Source organism: Thalassomonas sp. RHCl1, assembly GCF_947387555.1.
GTDB lineage: Bacteria > Pseudomonadota > Gammaproteobacteria > Enterobacterales > Alteromonadaceae > Thalassomonas.
Genome location: NZ_CANDNZ010000014.1, coordinates 123,787 through 147,185, shown reverse-complemented (window position 1 = coordinate 147,185; position 23,399 = coordinate 123,787). Strand labels below are relative to the sequence as shown.

Annotated in this window: 22 protein-coding genes; 17 read left to right on the top strand and 5 right to left on the bottom strand. The window is 47.7% G+C overall.

Going from position 1 to position 23,399, the window contains the following annotated elements; genetic code table 11:
- Nucleotides 1-25 precede the first annotated feature (25 nt).
- The 9 genes from QL234_RS26630 (at nt 26) to QL234_RS26590 (ending at nt 11,781) form a co-directional block, all read left to right on the top strand.
- Complete coding sequence (locus QL234_RS26630) at nt 26-937, top strand: LysR family transcriptional regulator (RefSeq protein WP_044833399.1); 912 nt, start codon at nt 26-28, stop codon at nt 935-937.
- Nucleotides 938-1,455: 518 nt separating this feature from the next.
- On the top strand, nt 1,456-2,688 hold the full coding sequence (locus QL234_RS26625) for an alpha-xenorhabdolysin family binary toxin subunit A (RefSeq protein ID WP_281560795.1): 1,233 nt from the start codon (nt 1,456-1,458) through the stop codon (nt 2,686-2,688).
- 360 nt (nt 2,689-3,048) lie between these two features.
- Nucleotides 3,049-5,421 (top strand): hypothetical protein, encoded by a 2,373-nt coding sequence (locus QL234_RS26620; protein ID WP_281560794.1) that lies wholly within the window; start codon nt 3,049-3,051, stop codon nt 5,419-5,421.
- 287 nt (nt 5,422-5,708) lie between these two features.
- A complete protein-coding gene (locus QL234_RS26615; RefSeq protein ID WP_281560793.1) occupies nt 5,709-6,932 on the top strand; it encodes an alpha-xenorhabdolysin family binary toxin subunit A in 1,224 nt (407 codons plus the stop codon).
- 210 nt (nt 6,933-7,142) lie between these two features.
- Nucleotides 7,143-7,610, top strand: coding sequence for a GNAT family N-acetyltransferase (locus tag QL234_RS26610; protein ID WP_281560792.1), 468 nt, complete (start codon nt 7,143-7,145; stop codon nt 7,608-7,610).
- Between the two features lie 17 nt (nt 7,611-7,627).
- Nucleotides 7,628-8,035 carry a GFA family protein gene (locus tag QL234_RS26605; RefSeq protein ID WP_281560791.1) on the top strand — a complete coding sequence of 136 codons (408 nt, stop codon included), beginning with the start codon at nt 7,628-7,630 and terminating at the stop codon, nt 8,033-8,035.
- Nucleotides 8,036-8,102: 67 nt separating this feature from the next.
- The gene (locus tag QL234_RS26600; RefSeq protein WP_281560790.1) at nt 8,103-8,408 is read left to right on the top strand and encodes a DUF962 domain-containing protein; all 306 of its coding nucleotides are present in this window, start codon (nt 8,103-8,105) and stop codon (nt 8,406-8,408) included.
- A gap of 182 nt (nt 8,409-8,590) precedes the next feature.
- Entirely contained in the window at nt 8,591-11,299 is a 2,709-nt protein-coding gene (locus tag QL234_RS26595) for a LamG-like jellyroll fold domain-containing protein (RefSeq protein ID WP_281560789.1), read from the top strand.
- A gap of 107 nt (nt 11,300-11,406) precedes the next feature.
- Nucleotides 11,407-11,781, top strand: coding sequence for a hypothetical protein (locus QL234_RS26590; protein ID WP_281560788.1), 375 nt, complete (start codon nt 11,407-11,409; stop codon nt 11,779-11,781).
- A 41-nt stretch (nt 11,782-11,822) separates the two neighbouring features.
- On the opposite strand, the gene QL234_RS26585 is transcribed toward QL234_RS26590, so the two are convergent.
- A complete protein-coding gene (locus QL234_RS26585) occupies nt 11,823-12,116 on the bottom strand; it encodes a hypothetical protein (protein WP_281560787.1) in 294 nt (97 codons plus the stop codon).
- 85 nt (nt 12,117-12,201) lie between these two features.
- Nucleotides 12,202-12,507 carry an EF-hand domain-containing protein gene (locus tag QL234_RS26580; RefSeq protein WP_281560786.1) on the bottom strand — a complete coding sequence of 102 codons (306 nt, stop codon included), beginning with the start codon at nt 12,505-12,507 and terminating at the stop codon, nt 12,202-12,204.
- A 698-nt stretch (nt 12,508-13,205) separates the two neighbouring features.
- Between QL234_RS26580 and QL234_RS26575 the strand changes: the two genes are divergently transcribed.
- Together QL234_RS26575 and QL234_RS26570 are read left to right on the top strand one after the other, a co-directional pair.
- Nucleotides 13,206-14,195: an isocyanide synthase family protein gene (locus QL234_RS26575; RefSeq protein WP_281560785.1), complete on the top strand. Its 990-nt coding sequence runs from the start codon at nt 13,206-13,208 to the stop codon at nt 14,193-14,195.
- Nucleotides 14,188-16,671: an L-tyrosine/L-tryptophan isonitrile synthase family protein gene (locus QL234_RS26570; RefSeq protein WP_281560784.1), complete on the top strand. Its 2,484-nt coding sequence runs from the start codon at nt 14,188-14,190 to the stop codon at nt 16,669-16,671. Before QL234_RS26575 ends, QL234_RS26570 begins: the two co-directional genes overlap by 8 nt.
- 107 nt (nt 16,672-16,778) lie before the next feature.
- Here the strand turns inward: QL234_RS26570 and QL234_RS26565 are convergent, their stop codons facing one another.
- Nucleotides 16,779-17,495, bottom strand: coding sequence for a hypothetical protein (locus QL234_RS26565; RefSeq protein WP_281560783.1), 717 nt, complete (start codon nt 17,493-17,495; stop codon nt 16,779-16,781).
- Nucleotides 17,496-17,652: 157 nt separating this feature from the next.
- Between QL234_RS26565 and QL234_RS26560 the strand changes: the two genes are divergently transcribed.
- Nucleotides 17,653-18,234: an aspartyl/asparaginyl beta-hydroxylase domain-containing protein gene (locus QL234_RS26560; RefSeq protein ID WP_281560782.1), complete on the top strand. Its 582-nt coding sequence runs from the start codon at nt 17,653-17,655 to the stop codon at nt 18,232-18,234.
- A 1-nt stretch (nt 18,235) separates the two neighbouring features.
- Here the strand turns inward: QL234_RS26560 and QL234_RS26555 are convergent, their stop codons facing one another.
- Nucleotides 18,236-19,102 (bottom strand): hypothetical protein, encoded by an 867-nt coding sequence (locus tag QL234_RS26555; RefSeq protein ID WP_281560781.1) that lies wholly within the window; start codon nt 19,100-19,102, stop codon nt 18,236-18,238.
- A gap of 275 nt (nt 19,103-19,377) precedes the next feature.
- On the opposite strand from QL234_RS26555, the gene QL234_RS26550 reads away from it, so the two are divergent.
- A complete protein-coding gene (locus QL234_RS26550; protein WP_281560780.1) occupies nt 19,378-19,698 on the top strand; it encodes a hypothetical protein in 321 nt (106 codons plus the stop codon).
- Between the two features lie 42 nt (nt 19,699-19,740).
- On the opposite strand, the gene QL234_RS26545 is transcribed toward QL234_RS26550, so the two are convergent.
- On the bottom strand, nt 19,741-20,229 hold the full coding sequence (locus QL234_RS26545) for a GNAT family N-acetyltransferase (RefSeq protein WP_281560779.1): 489 nt from the start codon (nt 20,227-20,229) through the stop codon (nt 19,741-19,743).
- 102 nt (nt 20,230-20,331) lie between these two features.
- Between QL234_RS26545 and QL234_RS26540 the strand changes: the two genes are divergently transcribed.
- The 4 genes from QL234_RS26540 to QL234_RS26525 all read left to right on the top strand — a co-directional run bounded on the left by QL234_RS26540 (nt 20,332) and on the right by QL234_RS26525 (nt 23,370).
- On the top strand, nt 20,332-20,865 hold the full coding sequence (locus tag QL234_RS26540) for a tail fiber protein (RefSeq protein ID WP_281560778.1): 534 nt from the start codon (nt 20,332-20,334) through the stop codon (nt 20,863-20,865).
- Nucleotides 20,866-20,880: 15 nt separating this feature from the next.
- Nucleotides 20,881-21,414 carry a tail fiber protein gene (locus QL234_RS26535; RefSeq protein ID WP_281560777.1) on the top strand — a complete coding sequence of 178 codons (534 nt, stop codon included), beginning with the start codon at nt 20,881-20,883 and terminating at the stop codon, nt 21,412-21,414.
- A gap of 107 nt (nt 21,415-21,521) precedes the next feature.
- A complete protein-coding gene (locus QL234_RS26530; RefSeq protein ID WP_281560776.1) occupies nt 21,522-22,061 on the top strand; it encodes a tail fiber protein in 540 nt (179 codons plus the stop codon).
- Between the two features lie 136 nt (nt 22,062-22,197).
- Entirely contained in the window at nt 22,198-23,370 is a 1,173-nt protein-coding gene (locus tag QL234_RS26525; RefSeq protein WP_281560775.1) for a S8/S53 family peptidase, read from the top strand.
- Nucleotides 23,371-23,399 lie beyond the last annotated feature (29 nt).

Below are 23,399 nucleotides of genomic sequence, written 5' to 3'. Positions count from 1 at the left end.
GTTAATGGAATAAGCAGGAGTAGCAATGGACCGTTTTTTATCAATGAAAGTTTTTGTGCGTATTGTGCAACTGAGCAGTTTTACTGCTGTTGCCGCAGATATGGAAATGACCCAGTCTTCCGTCAGTAAGAGGATGGCGGCACTGGAAGCGAGTTTGGGCACTAAGCTGATTGTCAGAAATTGTAGAAAAATTCTGCTTACGGAAGCCGGTTCACAATATTACAGTGATTGCCTGTCAATATTAAAGGAGCTGGATACCGCCGAAGCCCAGGTAAAGGAATTTAGTTTACAACCCAGAGGGAATTTAAGGGTGAGCCTGCCGGATAGTTTTGGCCGCTTATATATCGTGCCATTTTTGCCTGATTTTAAAAAGAAATACCCGGATATTCATCTTGATGTCAGCTTGATCGGGCATAAGGTGGATATGATCAGCGAAGGGCTGGATGTTGCCATACGTATCGGCAAACTGGAAGACTCTAACTTAATTGCCCGGAAAATTGCTGCCTGCCAACGGGTGATAGTCGCAAGTCCGGGTTATCTCAAAACCTGGGGCATGCCCGAAAAAGTTGAGGATTTACAGTATCACCAATGCCTGTTATTCAGCAAACGGAAAGGGTTTAATCATTGGCACTTTACCTACCGGGGGAAAGAAATAACCGCGGCCATTAACGGCGTGATGAAGTCGAGTTCAGGGGATGTGATCCGTGAATGTGCGCTCGGCGACTTAGGGGTTGCGGTATTGCCTAAGTGGCTGGTACATAAAGAGCTGGCGCAGGGACGTTTGGTTGCGATTATGGCTGATTACCAGCCTTTAGAATTTCCTATTCATGCTATCTATCCGCAGAATCATTTTGTGCCACTGAAAGTGAGGTGTTTTATCGAGCATTACCAGCAGATTTTGTCGCAAAAATCGATTATTGAGCAAATTTATCATTAGGCTTTTCGGTATTTTTCAATATAGGTTGTTAATTTCCAAGAAGATATTTTCATCATTCCCGTTTCGAATTTTAGCTATTCCGTCACAGGTGTTTATTTTTCCTACGAAGGTTTTAATAATATCTGCGTCGTTGATTAAGTGAGCAATTAAGCCTATCCCTGTATGTATTGGTATATCGGCATATGGCAGGTTTCGCTTTACTTTTTCAACTACGTTTTTACTCGTATTCAGTCAGGGTGCGCTCAAAATAAAGGGGATGATTTTGAGTGGTTTTCACAAGGAATGACCAGGGAGTTAAACAAAGGAATCAAAAGCATATCTATGGGAGTGTTGTCTCATCGGTTGTTGCTTTTGAAATTATAAACAGCCTGCAATAAGTGGTTGCATCAGATGTTTTAGTGTCAGTTTGGGTGGTTATTTTATTGCCCGAACAGACATTCTGCCAACGGCGTCGTGAGCCACGCCGTTAACAGGGATGCCGTTGTTTTTGCAGGCTAAAATCAGGAAAAGTTATAATAATGAAAAAGATACAAAGGATAAGTCATAAGTTAATTCGTTCAACATTCGCGCTGTCGATTATCGGCGCCAGCATTTTATCTCAGGTACAGGCTGAAACCACAGTTGACCCGGTGCATTATGATACCGTGATCGGGGCTAACAGTCAGTTTATCGACCTGGGTTCGGACGAGTTTTTATTACAGCAGGAAGAGTGGTACACCATTCAGGCCTATGTGGAAGAAGCATTACGTTTACCCGTTACTGAAACGTCTATGATCAATGCCTTTGGTATACCCTCAGATGTGCCTTTTACTAACTTCCAGGCGTTACTGGAAGAATATCAGGAAGTGAATACCACCGCAGATTCCTGGAACCGGACGATTTATCCCAGCATGGTGAGCCTGGCATTGAAGCTCAGCAATTATGCCGATACCCACAGTTTATTTATTGCCCCGTTATTAGATGCCTTAGTGGCGATGAAAACGGCGGCTTTGACCCAGGATCTGGCAGGTGCCGAAGTACAAAGACAAACGGCAATCGCCTTATTGAATATCTTGAAGTCTTATGCGGTCGCCCGCCAGGAAGATACCGCCAAGGCGGAAACCGATCTACTTAATTTTGCTGCCGATATTGCCCTGCAAAGCGGCCAGTTGGATCAACTGCGTACAACCCATTCAGAATACCTGCTTGATGACGGCAGCGACCTTAAACGCCGGATTGCCGAGATCCAGACCCGGGTGGCCCAGCTAAATGCCGACTATGACAAGTACGTCACCATAGCCGCGACTACAGTCACTTATGCCTGGGTGCCCTTTTACGGAATTTTAGCCGCGGCTCCTGTTGCCGGGGTTTATGGCGATAAAGCGGAAAAAGCACGTAAAGAACGCAACCAGCTAAAAGATGATATCAAAGAGCTGGAGAAAGAGCTGAGCTATAAAGAAAATGTTTATGTCTCCTACCAGGAGTCCTACAAAAGCATTATCGGCATAGAAAATAAAGTGCGCGCCGCTATCCCCCATGTCAATAAATTAAAGGGTCACTGGCAGGGCATTAACGCCGATTTCGATACCATGTTAGAGCTGATTAGTTCAACCGAAGGTGCCAACGGTCTGGAAAATGCCATTGCGCTGGTGGGCAGCATTACCGCACAAATCTCTGTGGCGCAAATTCAAACAGAATGGCAGGAAATCTCTGCTAAAGCGACTAAGTTTGCTCAAAATGCCTACATAGTGGTTAGCGACGAAGCGCTGTAATTAAGGATGAATACCTAAGCCGCACCGGGATGCAAAACTGCAGCGGCATTGCGGCTTAGGTAAATGAGTCAGTGACTACTGACGTATGTTTTTTTGGCCAGATCAATAGCCCGTTTACCAATACTTGCCTGCTACAAAGAAGCCGTGCTCATAACTGTTGAGTCATGGCGGGGTTTGCTTTGTACCAAGCCGGGTATTTGTGCTCCTGCTATGTTTTAGTTTTCTTTGCTCACTCCCAGGAGTTTGTAACTAATCTTCGCGGTTGTATTTCAGGTGCCTGTTGCTGAGCGCTTAATTAAATAGCGCTTATCGACAAGTGTGGTAACGGATTGTTGTTTTGGCCTGATCAAGGAAAGTTTTATGCGTAAATTATTGATACCAACCGCCTTATTATTATCAGGCATGCAGGCCCAGGCGACCGACTGGACCGACTTATATGGTTTAACCGAACCGGCAAATCTGCCCCAGAAGTTTTTTGCTAAAAAGGAACATTTAAGTGCTTCGTCTATGGTGACGGCGGATCTCTATGTTAACTTAAGTGAGGCGCTGTTTAATCCGCAAATCGGCGCTAAAAAGCCGGCAACGATCGTCATTGTTGCCGATACCGTGGAAATTCCCGATAACTTTGCTATTAACCTGAAAAATCAGTCACTATTTATTTATGCCCGACGCATTATCGGCAGCGGCAGCGGTACCATCTCCCTTGATGGCGGCGCCAACAGCAGTGAACTGGTGGGGGTTTTTGCCCAGGAAGTGAGCGCCAGTTTAAGCACTATCGCTTTTTTTCCTGACGGCAGTTATAACCTGGACAATATCGGCGGTCATGAGCTGGGTAACGGCGAGTTAATTACCGTGCTGGCGGGGCAACATCAAAAGCAAACGGTAAGCGGCGATTTAAGCGGCTACTTACAGCAAAATGTCGAAGGCCATCAGCAGGTGTTTGAAAAAGCCTTTGATATGGCGGCTTCTATCTATGATCAAAACCCCGCTTTAAGTATCAGCATGCTGACCTGGGTGGAGAAAAGCTTACGCGCCTCTCCCGTGGTGTTAGAGCAAAATCCGTTTATTGCCAACCTGTACACGCAAGCGGCTAACTTAAAGCAGTTCGTCGAGTTCTCCAACCGTGGAGACAACTATGTCCCTTATCTGGACCGTAACCTGTATCAGTCTACTTATGCCAGCTACCTGGATACCATGCAGGACTACCAGGGACAATTTGAACGCTTTTCAGATCAGGGCAAAGAGGTTGCGGTACGCAAAGCCGATGCCGAACTGATGCTGGCCAATATCAATGATGCCATGGTGGCGGAAGCCGCAATTGCCGAGCAGGCACAGCAAAATATCAGCGAACTGGAGACATCGTTAGCGGCGATTCAGGAGCAGTTCACTGCCCAGGAAGTCAGTGTCTTCACTACCCGCTCTGCTTTTTTGGTCGGCCTTGAAAACTGGAAAACAGAGCAGGAGCTGAAAGTGGCGCTGGAGGTTTTTGGCGCGGTGGCTTCATTGGGCGGCGCCGTTGCCGGGGTTTTTGTCGGTAATGTTGAAGGGTTAAATGCCCTGGCGGCGGATATTCCCGATACCGCGGTAGAATTGACCCAGCTGTCGATCAAAATAAAAACCGTTGCCAATGTGCTGGAAAAAGTGACCAGTGCGGTAAAAGGGGTGTCGGACCTGACCAATACCATTAAGCGCGATATTAAGTATGACGATATTGCCACCAGCTTTGAAAATCTCAATTTTAATATCCCTTCTTTGCATGAAAGCAATAATGCCTGGGAAGTGCTGTTGATCGATGTGAAAGATCAGCTGAGCTGGGCCAGCAGCTTAGGCATAGATGAGGCACGTCCTTATTTGGCCGAGCTGGAAAAACTGATTGTTTATGGCAAGTCGATCAATGCGGTGCAGATAGATCTTGCCCAGGAGCAGTCGCGCCTGGTTGAGTTGCTCATTGCCGCAGAAGTCAATAAAAACCGGGTTGCCCGTATTGAGTCGCTGATCGCTGATATTGATAACGATCAATCGGCGCTGGCAGAGCTGGAAACGGCTTTCCATCGTGCCCTGAACAGCTTGAAACGTCCGATGTTTGTCGCCCTGGCAAATTATGAGGCGGCATTTAACTACTGGGGACTGACCCGCAGTAAAGTCACGCCGTCGCTTAATAAGAGCTATCTCGATTATAAGCTGGACCTGGCAACGCTGGATAACGAATACGAGTTGGCGTTAAACAGTTTCTCGCCATCGCCGCAGGACTTTTATATCAATAGTATTGAAATAACAGATGCGCAACAAATAGCCGACTTTGCTGCCGACGGCGCCCTGAGTGTGAATATTGCCCAGGATCATCCTGCCTTTAGCTTATTCGACCGGGTGCGTCTGGATACGGTGCGGGTGGTTTTACAAGGTAAGGAATTACCAACCGGTACTAATTACTTCATTGATATTAACAGTAACGGCGAATATCAGGATCGCTGGCAGGGGAATAAATATACTTTTAATGCCAATCCTTTATATCGCCTGTTTGGTTATCAGTTAACCAACGGTGAGGTTGCGGATACCCAATTCAGCATTATTACCGACGGCAGTATTGCCGATAAGTTTGAATTCGCCTACTTCGAGCCGACGCCGTTCTCGACCTGGTCACTGGCATTGCGCGAGCCAACGACGGTTGACCTGAGTAAAGTGGAAAGCATCCGCCTGGAGTTTTCCGGCAACGCTATTCCTAAAGTGAATTAAGCCCACCGCAATGTCAGCCGCCCGGCGCTTGCCGGGTGGCTGTTGTTAATGTTTTCACTTGGCTGCGGCCATGGGTGAGTTACATAAAAAGAGCAAAAGATATTGCAGGAAGAACACTCCCTGCCGGTATCCATTATTGAAATAATTAACAGCCTGCACCTGTGTTTGTATCCGCCTGTTTGCCTGTTGTTTTCCTGGAAAAGTCAGCTTTTTCAGCAGGACACTCGCTTGAGTATTGTTAAGGGTACAGAAGTGTTTGCAGGTTGAGATCAGGAAGACTCATAATAATGAAAAAAATAAAAAAGATAAGTCATCAATTTATTCGTTCAACATTCGCACTGTCTTTGATCAGTGCAAGTATCTTGTCCCCGGCACAAGCGGAAATTACCGTCGAGCCGATACACTATGATACTGTGATTGCAGCTAACGGCCAGTTTATGGATGTGGACACGGATGAGTTTTTATTACATCAGCAAGAGTGGTACACCATTCAGGCTTATGTACAGGAAGCCCTGCGTTTACCGATAACGCAATCTGCTATGGTAAGTGCCTTTGCTATCCCGTCCAGCGTTTCTTTCAGCAATTTTCAGGCCTTGCTCAATGAATACAAATTAATACATGCAACGGCAAACGAGTGGAACAGCACCATATATCCTTCCGTGGTGAATCTGGCATTAAAATTAGGCAATTATGCTGAAATTCATCGCTTGATCATAGCGCCGTTAATCGACAGTTTGATGGCGATGAAGGAGGCGGCCCAGGCAAATGATGCAATTGCTGCCGAGGCACAAAAAAATACCGCCGTTGCCCTGCTTACCATGTTACAGGCTGAAGCGCAGACACGCCAGGCAGAGACGGCTAAAGCGGAAAGCGACTTACTGGGTTTTGCCGCAGATATTGCCCGGCAAAGCGGCCAGTTAGATCAGTTACGCACCACACACAGCGAATACCTGCAAGATGACGGCAGTGCGCTTAAATCGCAAATAGCAACACTTAATGCCAGGGTCAGGCAGTTAAATGCCGACTATGATCATTACGTTACCGTGGCGGCCACGACGGCCAGTTATGCCTGGATACCTTTTTTCGGTCTGATTGCTGCCGGTTCGGTTGCCGGTGTTTACGGCGATAAAGCCGAAAAAGCACGTAAGGAGCGCAACCAGGTATTGGCGGATATCAGTGTTTTACAGCAACAGTTGACCTATAAGGAAAATATTTACGCTTCCTACCAAAAGTCCCACCAAAGCGTTATTGATTTGGAAAATAAAATCCGTACCGCCGTTTTACATATCAATAAATTAAAAGGACACTGGCAGGGAATTAACAGCGATTTTGATACTATTTTGGAATCGATCACTGCGACCCAAGGGGTTAATGGCCTGGACAATGCTATTGCCTTAGTGGGCAGCATTACCGCACAGGCTTCGGTTGGTCAAATTCAAACGCAATGGCAGCAAATTTCCGTCAAAGCAAGCAAATTTGTTGAAAACGCCTATATCGCTGTGAGTGATTAAGCCGCTTGATGGCAGAAGTCTGCTAAGTTTTCGGCCGATGCCGTTAGCAAAATAAACAGATAGATGAGCCACCTGGTTTCTCGGTGGCTTATTTATTTAAAAAGCAGCAGGCGGGGATAATGTCATAAATTTTGATGTACAGCCGGGGACTTCTTTAGCATTATAGGGCGAAGCAAATTAACCCTGATGCCAATGACAACCGGAGCAGTCGTGGAAGTATTAATCGAGCGGGCAAGCTTAAAAGATGTCGCACAAATTGCTAACTTATTTAACCTCTACCGGATATTCTACCGGCAGCAAAGTAATCCTGAGCTGGCGCAGCAATTTATCAGTGAACGCCTGGGCAATGAAGAATCTGTGATTTTTTATGCTAAAGATGAAAACGGCCAATACCTGGGGTTTACTCAGCTCTATCCCAATTTTTCTTCGGTATCGGCGCAGCGCACCTGGGTACTTAATGATCTCTATGTCCTGGAGCAGGCCAGGGGCTTAGGTGTCGGCACCTTATTGCTCAACCGGGCAAAGGAGCATGCTGTAGCAACAAATGCCAAAGGCATTGCCCTGGAAACCGCCGAATCGAATCTGCAGGCGCAAAAGCTCTATCAGTCTTTAGGTTATAAAAGATCCAGCGGCTTTTTCGGCTATTTTTTAACGCTCAATGACAGCCGACCGGCGTAATGGCGGGAGGCTTTATTGTGTATTTGGGAAAATGCCTTTGCGGTGCGGTTAATATCCGGGTGAAGGGGGAGATCAGCGAGATTATCCATTGCCATTGCTCGCTTTGCCGGAAATCCAGCGGCACAGCCTATGCCACTAATGGTTTTGTCAACAGCGCTGATTTTGAGGTCACGCAAGGACAGGAGTTACTAGCCAGCTTTGCCTTTAAACCGGGGCGTTGCCGCCACTTCTGCTCCGCCTGCGGTTCGCCGGTGTATAGTTCAAATGAGCAAGAGCCGGGCAGGGTACGGGTGCGTTTAGGTATTTTTGACTCCGATATCAGGGAAAGGCCCGGCAGCCATAATTTTATCGGCTCTAAGGCCAACTGGGACGAGCTTGATGCTGACTTGCCCAGGTATGAAGGATTTGAACCGGGCAGACAGTAATTTTGCTGAGGTAAAGAGCTAAAGCAGGCTGCTAAGTTAAAACGTCCAGGAAACGACAGGAAATGTGATGAGTAAACAATATAAGAGTTTTGCCGAGTTCTATCCGTTTTACCTGAGCCAGCACGCTAATCTTGTCTGCCGCAGGTTACATTTTCTCGGTTCCCTGCTGATTCTCCTGCTGCTGACTTATATTGTCTTTAGCGGCAGCTGGTTATTGCTGTGGTTGTTGCCTGTCATTGGCTATGGCTTTGCCTGGATAGGGCACTTTTTCTTTGAGAAAAATAAACCCGCCACTTTCACTTATCCCTTTTATAGCCTGCTGGGCGACTGGGTCATGTTTAAAGATATTTTACTGAGAAAACTCCCCTTCTGATGTTATTTTTCCTTGTTGTCTGACTGCTTTCGTTGAAGCTGTTTTGTGCAGCGTTTAAGTTGTGATCTTTTTTAGTCGATACTTATAGGCTGACAGTTAATCGGAGAAAAGGTGTTATCTAACATAACCCTTCTCTGGCAAAGAGTTTTTATTTCTTACCCCAAACAAGGATGGATCGTCTTATGAAGTTTCGTATTAATCCGTTTGTCGCCTTAAGCTTATTGTCCTGGTTTATGCTTGGCAATATTACTATAACCTATGCCGCACACATTGAACGTGTAGAGTTGATTAGTTCCCATGTAAGTGGTCCGGCGCCGCTTGCCGTTCACTTTGATGCTTCAGAGGTTATCCTCAATGGTCAACCGCTGGATGCCATCCGGGATGTTCATTATTCCTGGAACTTTGGTGATGAAAATGGCCAGCGCTGGAGCACCAACCAGCAATCGAAAAACAGTGATACTGGCTTTGTTGCCGGCCATCTTTTTGAAACGCCGGGGCATTATCAGGTCAGTGTTGAGATCACCAGTAAAAACGGCGCTTTTGAACCTGTAGTAAAATCTGTGGTTATCGAGGTCAGTGATGCCGATGAGATTTATGCCGGGGAAAATACCGTGTGTTTTTCTATGGCGGGAGACTTTTCCGGCTGCCCGGAAAATGCCCGGCAAGTGCAGTTAATGCCCGGCAGTGAGATTGCAGACTTGCTGAGCGCGGGAAAATTTCGCGGCAGTATGCAAAAACAGCAACGTATCTGGAATCCCTATAAAGAATATGCGCTCGATTATGAGCATAACAGTACCTTTGAGTATCTTGATTATCAGCAGCAATGGGATTGCCGGCTTGAAGCACAAGCGCATCAGCAGACATTGATTTCTGCGCAGCAGATCACACCTTTTATTGACAGCAATAAACGCCTGCTTTTTCATCGTGGCGAAACTTTCACCTTTTATGATTCATTATATCTGAGTGAATTTAACGGTAGTCGCCTCGGGGCTTTCGGGACCTGCAACCTTAATCATCAGGGGCGTTGCGATAATGCACCTGTCTTGCAAATGTTAGGTGCCCAGTCTTATGCAGATCTGCTGATCCTGGCGGACGGCAGCAGCGATATTACTATCGTCGATCTTGCCATGACACGGGTATGCGGAGATGCCAACCGTGGGATTAATCTTTATGGCAGTGCCAGCAAAGTAACCTTGGACAAGCTTGAAATAGAAAAGTTTGATACTGCGGTTATCGGCCGTACCTATGGCCAACGTGTGCCCCATGATGTTATCGGTATTTTTAATTCCAGATTTGAAAAATTAGGTGCCGGTAATGCCGAGATGTACGACCCTGAAGCTCTCGTCTGTGAATCGCCCGTGGTGCCCGAGTGGCATAATGGTGATAAGCAAACGGCCCTTGATGAGTCCGATTGGGCGACGTTATGGCAAGATTACCAGGCACAAGTGCTGGCAAGCCTGGTAAATCCTCAATGTAAATCCGGCGGTAATATTGTTTACTTACCGGCGCATCGCCATATGATCCTGGGCACTGAAATGTCTGATGCCGCTACCCGACGGGCCGAGCATGCTCTTAGGGTGCCGCTGGCGTTTAAATCTGTGATCGCCCATAACATTTTTGCCCGGCCTTCGCCGAATAAGCATGCGTTGAAGCTTCATAACCAGGGGGATTGCCTGGTGCTCAACGACTGTGATGTTAACCCGGTACAATCTGCCGAAAATTATCCCACTGCCTGGGTATTGATCAGGGAAAACCTGTTTAGGTCTGACACCGATATTGTCGTTAATCTCGGTCCGGGTACCAGTAAAGTCGGTGAGCAGGTGAATAATATTCTATTTGCCGATAACCGGATTGAAGCCAGCGGCAGTCAAAACCAGGTTGCCCTTGTGCTTTCCGGGCATGATTCTGTCGTTGAAAATAATCAACTGGTACAAAAACACCCGACCACCAGCTGGGTCGGCGTCAGTATTGGCAAAGGGCGCAATGAACCGGAGCATGCCGGCAATAACCGGGTGACTAATAATCGTGTCGAGGTGAATGGTTCGCTATTTTTGGTCAGGCTTGGTGAGGACAGTGACGGTGCTGAAATCAGCAATAATCAGGTATGTGCCCCGGGCCCGGTAAACTTTGTTGATGTGCTTACCCCTGATACGGCTTATCACGCAGAGGATAATTTCTCGGATTGTAGCGGGCTTAGTTTTGCAGAAGGTGATGGCAGCGGTTCACCGGGAGCTGATGATGGTGATACGTATAATTTTACTGCTCCCTTATTCCATTTGAATTTTGAGAGCGGTGCAAACCCGGCTATGGATGTGATGGCTGAGATTTTTGCCGAGGTTAAGGGGAATATCGAGTTAGTTGAAGGAGTTGTCGGCCAGGCTGTTGCCTTTGATGAGCTGAATGATGAAATACTGATCCCGGATCCTATGGCTAACATAGATAATACCGGAGAGTTCAGCCTGATGTTTTGGCTCAAGGCAAACGACTTTAGCACCGGAGGTGAAGCCTTTGGTCGTCCGCGCTTAAATCGCCAGGGAGATGTGTCGTTAACCTTAGGGGAAAATGGTGAAGTATTATTTTACCTCAATGCAAAACATATTAACCCGGGCATCCGACTGCACCAGCAGGAGTGGGCTCACCTGGCATTGACCTTTAACCGGGCGGAGCGGCTTGCTACTGTCTATTTAAATGGTGAAGCGCGTTATCAATACCATTTCCCGGACAGTACCGAGTTCTTTTTTAATACCTCACAGGAGTTTCGTCTTGGTGTCGGCCAGTGGCACTCTGCTTCAAGTTATTTTTCGGGTTTATTGGATGAATTTAAATTCTATCAGCAAAGTTTATCGGCGGATGAAATCGGCCAGCAGTTTCGGGCAGAATCTCCGTTTTAACTGACGCGCTTATTGCTTGCCGGGTTTAAGCCTGAAATCACTGAAGAATGCTATTCTTGATGACAAACAGGTGAATTTTTGCCTGACTCAGTGATGGCATAATTTTAATGAAAAATATGAAAAGGCATGGGGTTGTTACCTTAAGCTGGCAAGCAAACCTCTTGGTGTTCAAGGCATATGGACCATTTAATGAGGAGGGCATAGAAGCCGTTTTTTATGAAGCTCAGCAAAGTGTTATTAACAGACAACTGCAGCGCTGGAACCGGTTGGAAATACTTGATGATGAAACCCTGGGATCTCCGGCGGTATTAAACAGGGTCAAAGATTTGTACGCCTGGTTTGAAAATAACGGTTGTGAGCATACTGCCGTGGTGGTAAGTAACAGTGTGCAAATATACGTGACCGAAGAGCTGCTTCAGAGTAAAGCAAAAATTTTTCGAGATATAAATACCGCCAAAAAATGGTTGGCTGAACAGCCCTGATGCTTTGTGCTCTATTGCCTGTTTATTCAGGCGTTGCTTTTTCAATCCTTATTAGCGCAATGGTGGCAAACCCTGACTTGCTGCACAGCTGTGCCTGACTGATAAGTGCCGAAATCTAAACCTGCTGCCGTCAGCAGGGCTTGCAGCTCTTGCTTCGGGGCTATACCTGCCTCGGCTAAGGTGGTAATGATCTCTGTGGCAATAGCCTGGCTGAGTTTATATAAGTTAAAAGCTTGCCGATTTTTATCGGCTAAATAATCTTTATTGACCGTCAGCGACGAGCGCACCTTTTGGCTGGTTGTTGCGGGATCAGTATCTTGATTTGCTGTCACCATAACTTTATTTCCTGATTACTGCTGGATAAAAGGTGTGTTGTTTTGAGTTAACCCCGGTTGTCCGGGGTTATCGGCATTAAGAGCATCATTCCAGTCGCTTTCTTTTTGGCGAACATGGCGGTTTATGGGCAAGGTGCTCCTGCTCGCTGATTTGTTGATCGCCGTTGCTGTCTATGTTGGCAAAAACCGTCTCATGATCGCCGCGGGGAATCTGGTGTTGTTTGAATTCCTCCAGGCTGATGGCCTGATCGCCGTTTAAATCTAACTGGCTAAAGGGAGGCGGCCCCCGGCGTTTATTGTTTTGTGACTGATCCTGAGCATAGCTGTAGGCAAGTGATGAGACTAATGCCAGGGTGGAACAAATAATAACTTTACTGCTGAGCTTAAACATAAGCTTCTCCTTGTTTATGGCCCAAAAGGCTGAGTACATTTGATTTATGTTTAGCTTATTGGATAAATTTTCAAAAAAACGTCAAGAAAGGTGCAAACAATAAGGAAGATGATATTGGCAGTTGGTTTTTGCTTTATCTATGGCGTTTATGGCTATAAGACTAAGGTATTTTTATTGCCGCCATAGTGTAAAAGAGGAGGTTTACTATTTTTTATGTCTTTTAACCTGTTGTATTTATTGTTTTAACTTACTTGTCAGCTTGTAAATTCCAAGTCAAAAGTTAAAAGCACTAGCCGAAAATTGATCAGAAATGATACAATGTGGCAATACGGTGACATTATGATGTATCGTATAAGTCAAAAGTTTTTAGCGAATATGGATCGCTCTAGTTGACAGGAAGTCGAATAATAATTTTATCGATTAAGTTTCTCTTCTCCTTTCTTCAGGCGTATTTCTGTTCGTTATTTTGGTAGTCACCTGGTGGTCATATGAACAGTAAGCTCAGCATAAATATTATATAAGTAAAATCCTGATCACTGTTCAGCCCGATATTCCCCCCTTGCTATTTTCAGCTCGATATCACCGGCCGGTTAAGTTTCTGCATGTGCAATAAAGTGACAATATTCATGTGACTTTATTTTGCTTTTGGTTACTTACTGACCAGGTACCCTAATATTTATTATTAAAGGATTAACATCATGAAACCTATTGATGAAGATATTGCGGTAAAGATCCTGGAGATCATTTTTAAACGCAGAAAGCTGGTTGAGGCAGAGTTATCTTCACCCAAATCTCTTAAACTGTCGGCCTTGTCCCCGGCTGAAGTGGAACAGCATCTGGATAAGGTCCGGTTGATGGTGGCGCAGCAACAAGCCATCACTATGGTATTACCCGCCTATCCGGGAAAATCCCCTAACCGGGATAAAACCTTAAGTAAATTACCGGATCTGGCGGAAAAGCACTCTATCGATAACCTCTACCGGCTGTGCCGGGAGATAGAACAGGTATATCAGGGCGGGGCAAAAATATTGATCTGTTCAGACGGTTATGTGTTTTCGGATCTGGTGCGTATTCCCGATCCCGATGTTGAACTCTATACCCGGGAACTTATTCATTATTATCAGCGGCATTACCCGGGGTATTTTGAATTTTTTGATATCAAGGATGCCTTTCCCCAGCTGACTTGTCTGGACTCGATGCGGGAAGAGCTGATGGTGTGTTACGGAGAGTCGCTGATCAAGCTAAGCGCCCGCTGTAAAAGTGAAAAAGAAAGCTTGTCTATGTACCAGGGCATTACCCGCTTTTTGTCGGAAGATTTTGCCGGGCTTGCCGAATTTAGCCGGCACAGCAAAACCCAAATCCAGAAACAGGCGAAAAGCATCTCTGTCAGGGTGATACAACGCAGTAATGCCTGGGGAGAATTACTGGCCGAGTCTTTCCCGAATGCACTGCGCCTCTCTATCCATCCCCAGTACCGGGTGTCGGCGAAAATAGGTATCAGTATGGCGGATGCCGATGACGGCTGGCGTACCCCCTGGCATTCGGTGGCGGTGATGAAAAACCGGCAAATACAACTGCAAAAACGCAGTCAGATAGATGAAAACCGTCACCGGTTAATTTTTAACGGCGGTAAACCCTGTCACTATCAGGAGTTAACTCAGGGCATGGGAGAAGTGCGTCATGGTTAATACTATTGTTTTTGATCTCGACGGCACCCTGATTGATACCCTGGCGGATATTGCCAATGCCATGAACCGTACCTTTGAGTCGTTTGACCTTAAGCCCCAGCCTTTATCCGTTTACCGCAAGCTTGTCGGCGGCGGCTCGAAAAACATGGTGGAGACCCTGGTACCGAAGGAGTTGGATAAGCAAAAAATATTTGCCCATTACCTGATGGAGTATGAGCAGCATTCCCTGGTCGAAACCCGTCCTTATCCCGGAGTACATGAGGCTTTACGCCACTTGCAACAAACCGGGGTCAAGTTGGCTGTAGTCACCAATAAGCATCATCAGCAGGCCATTTTTTTGTTAAAGCGCCTGTTTCCGGATATCCATTTTCACGCGGTGCAGGGAGTGGTTGAAGGCATACCGAAAAAGCCCCATCCGCAAATGGCCTTTACCGCCTTAGCGCAAATCGGCACTAAGGCGGAGCAATGCCTGTATGTCGGAGACACCATTACCGATATGAAAACGGCGCACTCTGCCGGGATCCCGTCGGTGTATGTCCGCTGGGGTTATGGTGAGCTTAGCGCTGCTGCGGGCACTCCCGGTGAACAGGCGCCTGATTTTAGCATTACAGAAATATCACAGTTGCTGCCGCTGGTGCAGGCAGGACAAGAGCAAGAAGGAACAAGCATGACATTTTTAGCCAAGGACAAAGCCGGGTTTGATAAATCGGCGATAGCAGCACAATTGCTGCCGGTGATCCAAAGTTACCTGGTCGCCGATGAGCAAGATAAATTTATTGGTCAGGGAGATGCTTTGCTGCTAAAGCAGTTGCATTATTTTATCGAGCAAGACTTGCCGCTTGAATTTATCCTGCCGGGTTTTCCCTGTAAATCTCCCAATGATGTTGATAAAAGTTTCTCGACTATGCCGGACTATGGTGAAGTACGGGCGATACAACGTCTGGATGAGTTTTGTCTTCGTCTCAATGAAATCTATCCCCAAGGCAGCCGGGTAACCATTTTAAGTGATGGCACTACTTTTTCCGATATTGTTTGTGTGGCGGAAGAAAATAAAGAAGCCTATAAATCGGCATTACGCTCACTGACGGTGACGGAAAACATCGCCTGGGCGGATTTGTCAGCTTTACTTGAAAGCAGTAAAAATAATGCCGCAGCCTTGAGCAGCCCGGCAAAAAGAAAAGCCCTGGTGAACCTGGTGGCTTCCGGGCCGCGCGCCTTTGAAAAATTTGTCAATAAGGTTAAAGGCGACAGCGAGCAGGCCAGGGTACACGACAAGCTCTGTAGCTATCTCTACCACGATATCCATTTAGAGCGTTTCAGTGAAGGGGACAGGGACAGCTACCTTGAGTCCATCAGTGAAAAAGCCTATCAAATGATGTATCGCGGCCGGGCGCTCAGTCATGGCATAGAGCAGGCTTTCCCCCACCATATCCGCTTGTCTGTTCATCAATACGATAATGCCGGCCCTAAGTATACTTTCGCCTTGACCGACCATCAGCAAAAAAGCATTTCCCCCTGGCATACGGTGCCGGTGCGTTTGCTTAGCGGCCAATATATGCAGCTGCCCCATTCGCTGGCAAAAGAAAAGCAGCTGGCGCAGGTGACTTTGCAGCAGCAAAACTGGCTTTATCTGGAAGTACCTTCAAGTGAGTTTTCCCGCTATAGCTATCAGGTGATCAAGGGGCCTAAATTCGGTTTAAAAATATCGGCGCCCGAGGGCAAAGGTTACGAGATATTTTCTGCCGATTTTCTGCAGCAGCTCAGTGAAGAGTTCGGTTTTTTGGTGTTAGCCGGGGCCGGGTTTGAACAGCAGGAAAAACTGGTAGATTTCTGCCAGGGCTTTGGGGATATCTACCAGTGGGAATTTGGCCCGGTGCACGTGGTCAAACCCAAGGAAAAACCCGACGGTTTTGTTCACTCTATCGAAAAAACACCGCTGCACTGGGATTTGAGCATGCTGCCTGCCGGTGACAAATATGTTGAGCAAAACCCCAGGTTTGCCGCCAGTACTTTTATGCTTTACTGCAAAACCCCGCCGGCCGCAGGAGAAGGGCAAACCACTTTGGTGGATAGCCGCATGGCGTTAAAAATTGCCGGGCAGGAGAAGGTCAATTTATGGCGGAAAACGGATATCACCTATCAAACCAAGATGACCTATTTTGGCGGCGTACCGCGTGCTTATCCTCTGGTATTCGAACACCCGAAAACCGGTGAAGATATTTTCCGCTATCAGGAAGGCAGCGAGCTGGAATTGCAACAGTTCCTGTTAAGTTCGGACAGTTTGTCCGGGCAGGCATTGGATGATTTTATTGCTGATGTCAATGCCATTGCCTACGACAAGCGCTGTCTGGTGGCCCATGAATGGCAGGCGGGAGATCTGGTGATTATCGATAATTATTACACCCTGCACGGGCGCTTGCCTATGTCTGAAAAGTCGATGGCACGGGAGTTATGGCGGGTACAGTGTTTTAGCTGATAATTAACCGGAGGCTTTTTCCTGCAGCTTCAAGAAGAAGCTGCACAGGGAATGGCAGGCAACCATTATCCTGGTGGGGGCGGATAGACGCCACCAGGATAACTGTGTTATTGCATTTGTCCCGATGGGGAAAAATGCCAGCGGCTGTCTTTCATCATACCGCCGGAGGCTGATATGGTTTCGCTGCCGTCCAGGCTCAGCAGTTTACGCTGTTTGCCCCAACGGGACTGACCGTATTCAAATAAAAATACGCCGTTGTTTTTATAGACCTTGATGGTACGGCTGCCGGCATTTAACACATGAAGGTGATCTTTGCTATCTAAGGTCAAGCTCGCCGGGCCGTTCAGCTGCTCGGCCAAGTCCATGCCGAAGCCGCCGATATACGCCAGTATGTCTCCCTGGGGGCTTAACCAGGTAATCTGATGCTGTCCGGCATCCAGGATAAAGATATTGTCCTGAGAATCCAGGGCAAAGTCTTTTACTACACCCATAGATGCCGGCAGGGAAACCGGGCTTTGTTCATTGCCTGTAAGATCATATACCCGGATCACAGGTTCGGTTTCAAACCAGACGTAAATCTTTTGCCGGTACTGGCGGGCGATGCGCATTTTCAGGGGAAAACTGACGTCATGGCCGCCGGGGGCGGTTACTTGCTTCAGGGGGGCTTGAATGCCCAGGCTGGTGAGCCTGTCTGCCGGTAAGCGGCTACTATCTGTAGCTTTAGTTAAGCCTTTGCTTACTTCTGACATGGCAAAACTTTTCACCGGCAGGGCCAAAGTACCGGCAACTGCTGAGCCGGTCACGATAAATCGGCGACGATCCATAGTTAGTCTCTTATTATTGTTAATGACTGGTTAATCTATGGTTTCATAGCCCGGGTATTTCTACAAGTAATATGTCATAATTCCTTGTATTTAATGTTATCTTTTATCGTATTTACACGCCTGCCCCGGATTGCTCTTCGGGAGGCTAAGGAGTCCCATGTCTGCTGAAATTGCTTTTGCAAAACTTGCTGCTTCTTTTGATATCAGCAACTTAAAACGGGAGCTAAGGTCCCTGTCGGACGGGGACTGGATTGAACATGTTAACAAACGGGATTATCAGGGGGGCTGGGATGTCCTGCCGCTTCGTTGTCCCCGTCAATATGCCGATCAGCATGCTATTTTGCAAAGCTTTGCCATTGAAGCGGGAGACGACTGGGTGAATTTGCCGGTCCTTGAGCTGTGCCCGGAGATTAGTAAGGTACTGGATTACTTTCACTGTCCCCTTAAAGCGGTGCGTTTAATGCGCCTGAAACCGGGGGCCTATATTCAGCCCCACAGGGATAAGGGGCTGGCGATGGAATATGGCGAGGCGCGTATTCATCTGCCGATCTGCGGTGCTGAGCAGGTAACGTTTTTAGTGGACGGGCAGGCGGCACCTATGGCAGCGGGAGAGTTATGGTACCTCAATGCCGATCTCGAACATTCGGTGCGTAACAACGGCAGTGAGGCGAGAGTTAACCTGGTGATCGACTGTAAAGTGAATGACTGGTTGCAAGCGGCCATAGAGAATAACCGCTGAGCTATTGCTCCCGGGGAGCGTCTGTCCGGCTAATAAAGGGGGGCTGCTCTTTTGTCAGCAGCTTATGTTTATCTATGGCCAATTCCTGATATCCCAGGTGCTTGGCCAGCTTGATAATTTCTGGATGTTGGAAAATCTCCTGCGGCTCAAAGTCCGTCTGTACCATGTCGCCATACTTGTCTGTTTTCTCTTCTATGGCGCTGGCATCTATGCCCGTTTGCTGCCCGCCAGTGGCGGTGATATCTAAAAAGGTAATGAGTTTGTTGAGGGACTGGCCGCTAAACAGGGATTCATAACTCAGGTGTTGCCAATGTAGCTCCTGCCAGTCCTGCTGAAATGCCAGGGCCTGCAATTGTACCTCTGCCCAAAAATAAAGGCATTTCTCAAAGGGAGATAGGTGTTGCCAGCTTTGCTGGTAGTGGGGCAGTCTGGCTCCCGGGGCAAACGGGGTAAACAGCTCTTTTTCCGGCAGGTGGGGCAAGATAGGCGGCACAAAGGCATTGAGTTTTAGCCAGGATATCGCGGTAAAGATCGGGTGTCGGGTGAGATGGATCACTTTTACCGGATGCTCAAGTTCTTGGGCCAACCAGGCGATATGACGCCAGCAGGGAAAGCCGGTTTCTATGTAGTTTTTCCCCCGGGACAAGGTGTTTCGGATCTCATCCCGGTGCTGCTCTATGGTTGTTTGATTACTGTTTAAAGGGAATTCAGGGGAATTGTCAATCGGTGCATATTGATTGCCCAGGGGCTCATGTTTTATTTGATAATTGTCGGCCTGTTGTGCCGTCAATAGCCGGGGTAAGTGCCGGGTCAGCCATTGGGTGCCGCAACGGCCGGTGGAAATAATAAAACATGCATAGTTTTTCATCTATTTGACTGATTATTTTGCAAAAATTTGTTTTAGCATAATGATTTTCACCAGAGTTAAACAGTTTTAATTGAAACTATTTACGGATGTAAATATTTCGGCTATCTTTGTTTACAAATCGTTTCAACAGGTTGTCTGTGCTTAATTAAGTGGTTGTCGGTAAGGGGTTGTTGGATTATCGTGCTTGCATAGGCTTATACACCGCTACCAAAGCAGGCACCAGACCCTGATTTACCAGATATTTTGCTATAAAAACAATATTAAGGCAGGAAAATATGGATGCTTACAATTACCAGCAACTTTCACAACTGATCGGCGAGGCAGTACAGGTTTCCGATCAACAAGGTAATCAAGTGAGCCTTAACATCACCGAAGTGAATAAAGGCCAGCTTGACGGCGAACAATGGGAAGCCTTTTCCGTTATCTATACCAGCGATGAAGCCATGAATATTTCCCAGGGCACCTATCGCTTTTCCCACCAGGCATTCGGCCAAATAGATTTATTTCTCTCTCCCAACAGTGCCGTCGAATTTGAGACCATAGTGACCCGTTCAAGAGCCCAAGAGGCTCAGGCAAGCTCACAGGGGCAAAGTTAACAGGATGTAATATCGGGTAATACCGGGTAAAGACAGCAGGTGTTAAGGTGTCCATTGCATCAGTAAATAAATCTCATTGGTCTGGGTTTTTAACTCAAACCCCAGCCGCTGATAAAGGTTTTTTGCGGGGTTGTTGTGCTCAACATGTATGGTCACGGTTTTATTATCCGCTTTAGCTTGCTCAAACAGTTGCTTAAACAAATAGCTGCCGATGCCCTTATTTTGATAACCGGGAGTCAGGGTAATATCAACGATGCGGATTTCCCTGTCCCAGTGGTCGACAAATAAACGGCCGATGGCCTGGCCGTCAAACTCGATAATATCGAACTTATCGCTGTTGTAATGGTGCAGGTAATGCTGGTACTGGGCATTAAACTGTTGTTGGATAAAGGCCTCTTTTTCCTGGCGGGTGAAGTTGGTCATGGCCAGTTCGGCTTCGCGGGTTGACGCATACAAGGCCCGCATAAAAGCCAGATCATCTGTGGTGTGTTTTCTCAGGGATACGAGATGGTGCCAGTTTTTTTCTTGCATAGCTGTCAGCAAACCTGTCTGCAGTTAGATGTGAATATCAATAAGTTATTAAGCTAATTGTGGAATTTTCCATAATTAATGTAAAGAGCGAAGGAGAAGATAATGGCAGAACCTTTTATCAGTGAAATGCGCATGTTTGGATTTAACTTTGCGCCACGCAAATGGGCGCTTTGTGACGGGCAGGAGTTGCCTATAAACCAGAACCAGACCCTGTTTGCGCTTATCGGCACTACTTTTGGTGGCGATGGCCGTTCTAATTTTGCCTTGCCGGATATGCGCGGCCGGGTACCTGTGCACCGGGGAGACTATCAGGCGATGGGCGCCCAGGGCGGTAGCGAACAGGTTGCCCTAAGTGAAGCCCAGCTCCCCCCCCATAGCCATAGCCTGGAAGCGACCTCGGACAATGGCGAAACCAGGGTGTTTGCCGGTAGCAGCCTGGCGGCAGGGTATGATTCACGTAATAACAGGCTTTATCCTGTGGATATGTATAAGGCGCCGGTAACCTCTGAATTGACGACACTCAATAGTGCAAGTATCACAGATGCCGGCGGCGGCCTGCCTCATGAAAATATGCAGCCGTCACTGGTGGTGAATTTTTGCATCGCCCTCGAAGGCGTGTTTCCGTCAAGAAATTAATCAGGAGATTGAAAGATGAGTGAACCTTTTATCGGTGAAATTCGTATGTTTGCGGGGAACTTCGCCCCTAAAAATTGGGCATTTTGTGATGGCCAGCTCCTGGCGGTTAGCAGTAATGAGGCCCTGTTTTCCTTGCTGAGCAACAACTATGGGGGAGACGGACGAAGCTCGTTCGGCTTGCCGGAAATGCGCGGCCGCCTGCCTATGCACATGGGGCAGGGAAGCGGTTTGAGTAATCGTACCTTAGGTGCCCGACCGGGAGTTGAAAGGGTGACTTTAAGCTCGGATCAAATGCCTAACCATAGCCATGGCCTGGTGGCAAGCCGGGGCGAAGCAGATGCAAGTACTCCGGCAGGACGGGTGCTCGCTTCGCAAACGGATGGCGACATGCCCTATACGCCAACTCCTGGTGATCTGACAGACATCGAAGATATGGACAGCCGTTCCCTGTCACCGACAGGTGATGCTTTATCCCACAACAACATGATGCCTTATTTGGGGGTTAATTTTATTATCTCTTTATTAGGGATATATCCGAGCAGAAATTAGCGGGGTTTTATTGGTATTTTCCGGTATCGGCCATAATGCAGCGGCAGGGCCGGATAATGAAAATACAGTGAAATGAGTTAAGCGAACAGGACTTTAGGAAAATTATTATGTCAGAACCTTTTATTGCCGAAGTAAGAATGTTTGGCTGCAACTATGCCCCCCGTGGCTGGGCCTTTTGCGATGGCCAGTATTTACCCATAGCTGAAAATAGCACCTTATTCTCCCTGATCGGGACAACGTATGGCGGCGATGGCCGCACCACTATGGCCTTGCCGGATCTGCAGGACAGGGCGCCGTTACATCCGGGTCAGGGGCCGGGGTTAACCAGGCGTTTGCTGGGGTATCCCGGCGGTACTATAACCGAAACCTTAACCGAGGAGGAGTTGCCGGCTCACAGCCATACCCTCAGGGGCGTTTCTGCAGCGGGCAGCTCAGGCACGCCGGATGAGTCCCTGTTTCTTGGCCAGGATAAAGCATCGTCGAACGAGAGAATTTTTTACCTGGCAGAAGGGAAAAGCCTGGATGCTCCCATGTCCGCTAGTGCGGTACAGGTAAGTGGCGCCGGACAGGCCCATAATAATATGCAGCCCTATCTGACGGTGAACTTCTGCATTGCCATGACCGGCCTTTATCCCATGAGAAACTAAGGCAGCCGCTTACGGGCTTGCTTGATACCGGTTAAAAATAAAGGTTAAAAGCAAGCCCTGACCGGTAAGGTTATCCGCGATGCAGTTGTACAGCCTATTGATACGATTATTTCTTCGGCTTTTATGGTTTGTTCCAGTGACGGCCCCGCTGGCGGCGGAAGAGATCGTTTTCGACAATTTTTCAAAGCCGATCACCCTGGTGAAGCAGGGGGCGGCGTACCGGGTTGCGGCAACCGGGGCCAGGGTGAGCCTGTCCCGGCGGTTAATTGTCAAAACTGCCGCTGCTGTCGGTAAAACAGAGTTGTCGGCTTTACATCCCGGGGTGAGTGCCGTTACCGAGCTCTTTATCGGCAGGACGTTTCGCTATTATGCCTTGACTTTTGACGGCGAGGAGCCGCTGCCTCGGGTACTGACAGCGTTCAGGCGCTTACAACAGCAGGGGCAAGCCGGTATCGAGCTGGTGCAGCCAGATATCTTACAGTTGAAAAGCAAGAGTGAAGCAGGCGCTTTAGCCGAAAGGGATTCGCCTTATTTTTCCCTGCTGGGCATAGATACCCTGTGGCAAAAAACCAAAGGCAAAGGGGTCAGGGTTGCGGTGATCGATGACGGCTTTAATCTCGGGCACGGGGACTTAGCGCATATTCGTCCGGTTTTATCTTATGACAGCGAAACCCGTTCTCTGGATGCTTCGGCGCAGGCGTTAACAGATACTCATGGTACTAAAGTGGCGGGCATTATTTTCGCTGCCCATGATGGCCGGGGTATAAAAGGTATAGCGCCGGAAGCGGAGTTAATCGCCCTGCGCCAGCCGGATACCTGGACTTCAAATACTTTGTTGAGTTTTCAGCTGGCAAAACTGGCCGGTGCAGATGTGATCAATTGCAGCTGGCATTCGCAGTGGTTGTTACAGCCAATTGTCGAAATTGTTAATGAGTTGGCATATAATGGCCGCGATAAAAAAGGTATTGTCGTGGTTTTTGCTGCCGGTAATCAGGGCAGAGAAATCACAGCAGGCAGCAGTGAAGCGTCTATAGAACAGGCACTGGTAGTCGGGGCCGGCGACGGGCAGGGCAAGCCCTTAGATTTCAGTAATTACGGCCCTTCGGTAGACTTTTATGCCTATGGCGACAAGGTAAGGACAACCTTGGTTTCCGGACAATATGGCAGCTTTTCCGGTACTTCTCTGGCCTCGGCAATAGTTTCGGGGGTTAGCGCACTCTTGATTGCCGAGCAGCCGGATATTACCTTGGCAGAGTTGTCACGGCGTTTAGATTTGTTAATGCAAACAAAGCGTTTAACCCCAAACTAATATGCAAACTACATAAAGGGTACATGTAA

What these genes read in the sequence shown, in the direction of transcription:
- QL234_RS26585 (WP_281560787.1), bottom strand. Translation starts at nt 12,116, where the DNA reads ATGGTGACAGCAAATCAAGATACTGATCCCGCAACAACCAGCCAAAAG.
- QL234_RS26620 (WP_281560794.1), top strand. Translation starts at nt 3,049, where the DNA reads ATGCGTAAATTATTGATACCAACCGCCTTATTATTATCAGGCATGCAG.
- QL234_RS26545 (WP_281560779.1), bottom strand. Translation starts at nt 20,229, where the DNA reads ATGCAAGAAAAAAACTGGCACCATCTCGTATCCCTGAGAAAACACACC.
- QL234_RS26565 (WP_281560783.1), bottom strand. Translation starts at nt 17,495, where the DNA reads ATGGATCGTCGCCGATTTATCGTGACCGGCTCAGCAGTTGCCGGTACT.
- QL234_RS26615 (WP_281560793.1), top strand. Translation starts at nt 5,709, where the DNA reads ATGAAAAAAATAAAAAAGATAAGTCATCAATTTATTCGTTCAACATTC.
- QL234_RS26630 (WP_044833399.1), top strand. Translation starts at nt 26, where the DNA reads ATGGACCGTTTTTTATCAATGAAAGTTTTTGTGCGTATTGTGCAACTG.
- QL234_RS26575 (WP_281560785.1), top strand. Translation starts at nt 13,206, where the DNA reads ATGAAACCTATTGATGAAGATATTGCGGTAAAGATCCTGGAGATCATT.
- QL234_RS26580 (WP_281560786.1), bottom strand. Translation starts at nt 12,507, where the DNA reads ATGTTTAAGCTCAGCAGTAAAGTTATTATTTGTTCCACCCTGGCATTA.
- QL234_RS26570 (WP_281560784.1), top strand. Translation starts at nt 14,188, where the DNA reads ATGGTTAATACTATTGTTTTTGATCTCGACGGCACCCTGATTGATACC.
- QL234_RS26595 (WP_281560789.1), top strand. Translation starts at nt 8,591, where the DNA reads ATGAAGTTTCGTATTAATCCGTTTGTCGCCTTAAGCTTATTGTCCTGG.
- QL234_RS26625 (WP_281560795.1), top strand. Translation starts at nt 1,456, where the DNA reads ATGAAAAAGATACAAAGGATAAGTCATAAGTTAATTCGTTCAACATTC.
- QL234_RS26530 (WP_281560776.1), top strand. Translation starts at nt 21,522, where the DNA reads ATGTCAGAACCTTTTATTGCCGAAGTAAGAATGTTTGGCTGCAACTAT.
- QL234_RS26560 (WP_281560782.1), top strand. Translation starts at nt 17,653, where the DNA reads ATGTCTGCTGAAATTGCTTTTGCAAAACTTGCTGCTTCTTTTGATATC.
- QL234_RS26600 (WP_281560790.1), top strand. Translation starts at nt 8,103, where the DNA reads ATGAGTAAACAATATAAGAGTTTTGCCGAGTTCTATCCGTTTTACCTG.
- QL234_RS26535 (WP_281560777.1), top strand. Translation starts at nt 20,881, where the DNA reads ATGAGTGAACCTTTTATCGGTGAAATTCGTATGTTTGCGGGGAACTTC.
- QL234_RS26590 (WP_281560788.1), top strand. Translation starts at nt 11,407, where the DNA reads ATGAAAAATATGAAAAGGCATGGGGTTGTTACCTTAAGCTGGCAAGCA.
- QL234_RS26540 (WP_281560778.1), top strand. Translation starts at nt 20,332, where the DNA reads ATGGCAGAACCTTTTATCAGTGAAATGCGCATGTTTGGATTTAACTTT.
- QL234_RS26555 (WP_281560781.1), bottom strand. Translation starts at nt 19,102, where the DNA reads ATGAAAAACTATGCATGTTTTATTATTTCCACCGGCCGTTGCGGCACC.
- QL234_RS26550 (WP_281560780.1), top strand. Translation starts at nt 19,378, where the DNA reads ATGGATGCTTACAATTACCAGCAACTTTCACAACTGATCGGCGAGGCA.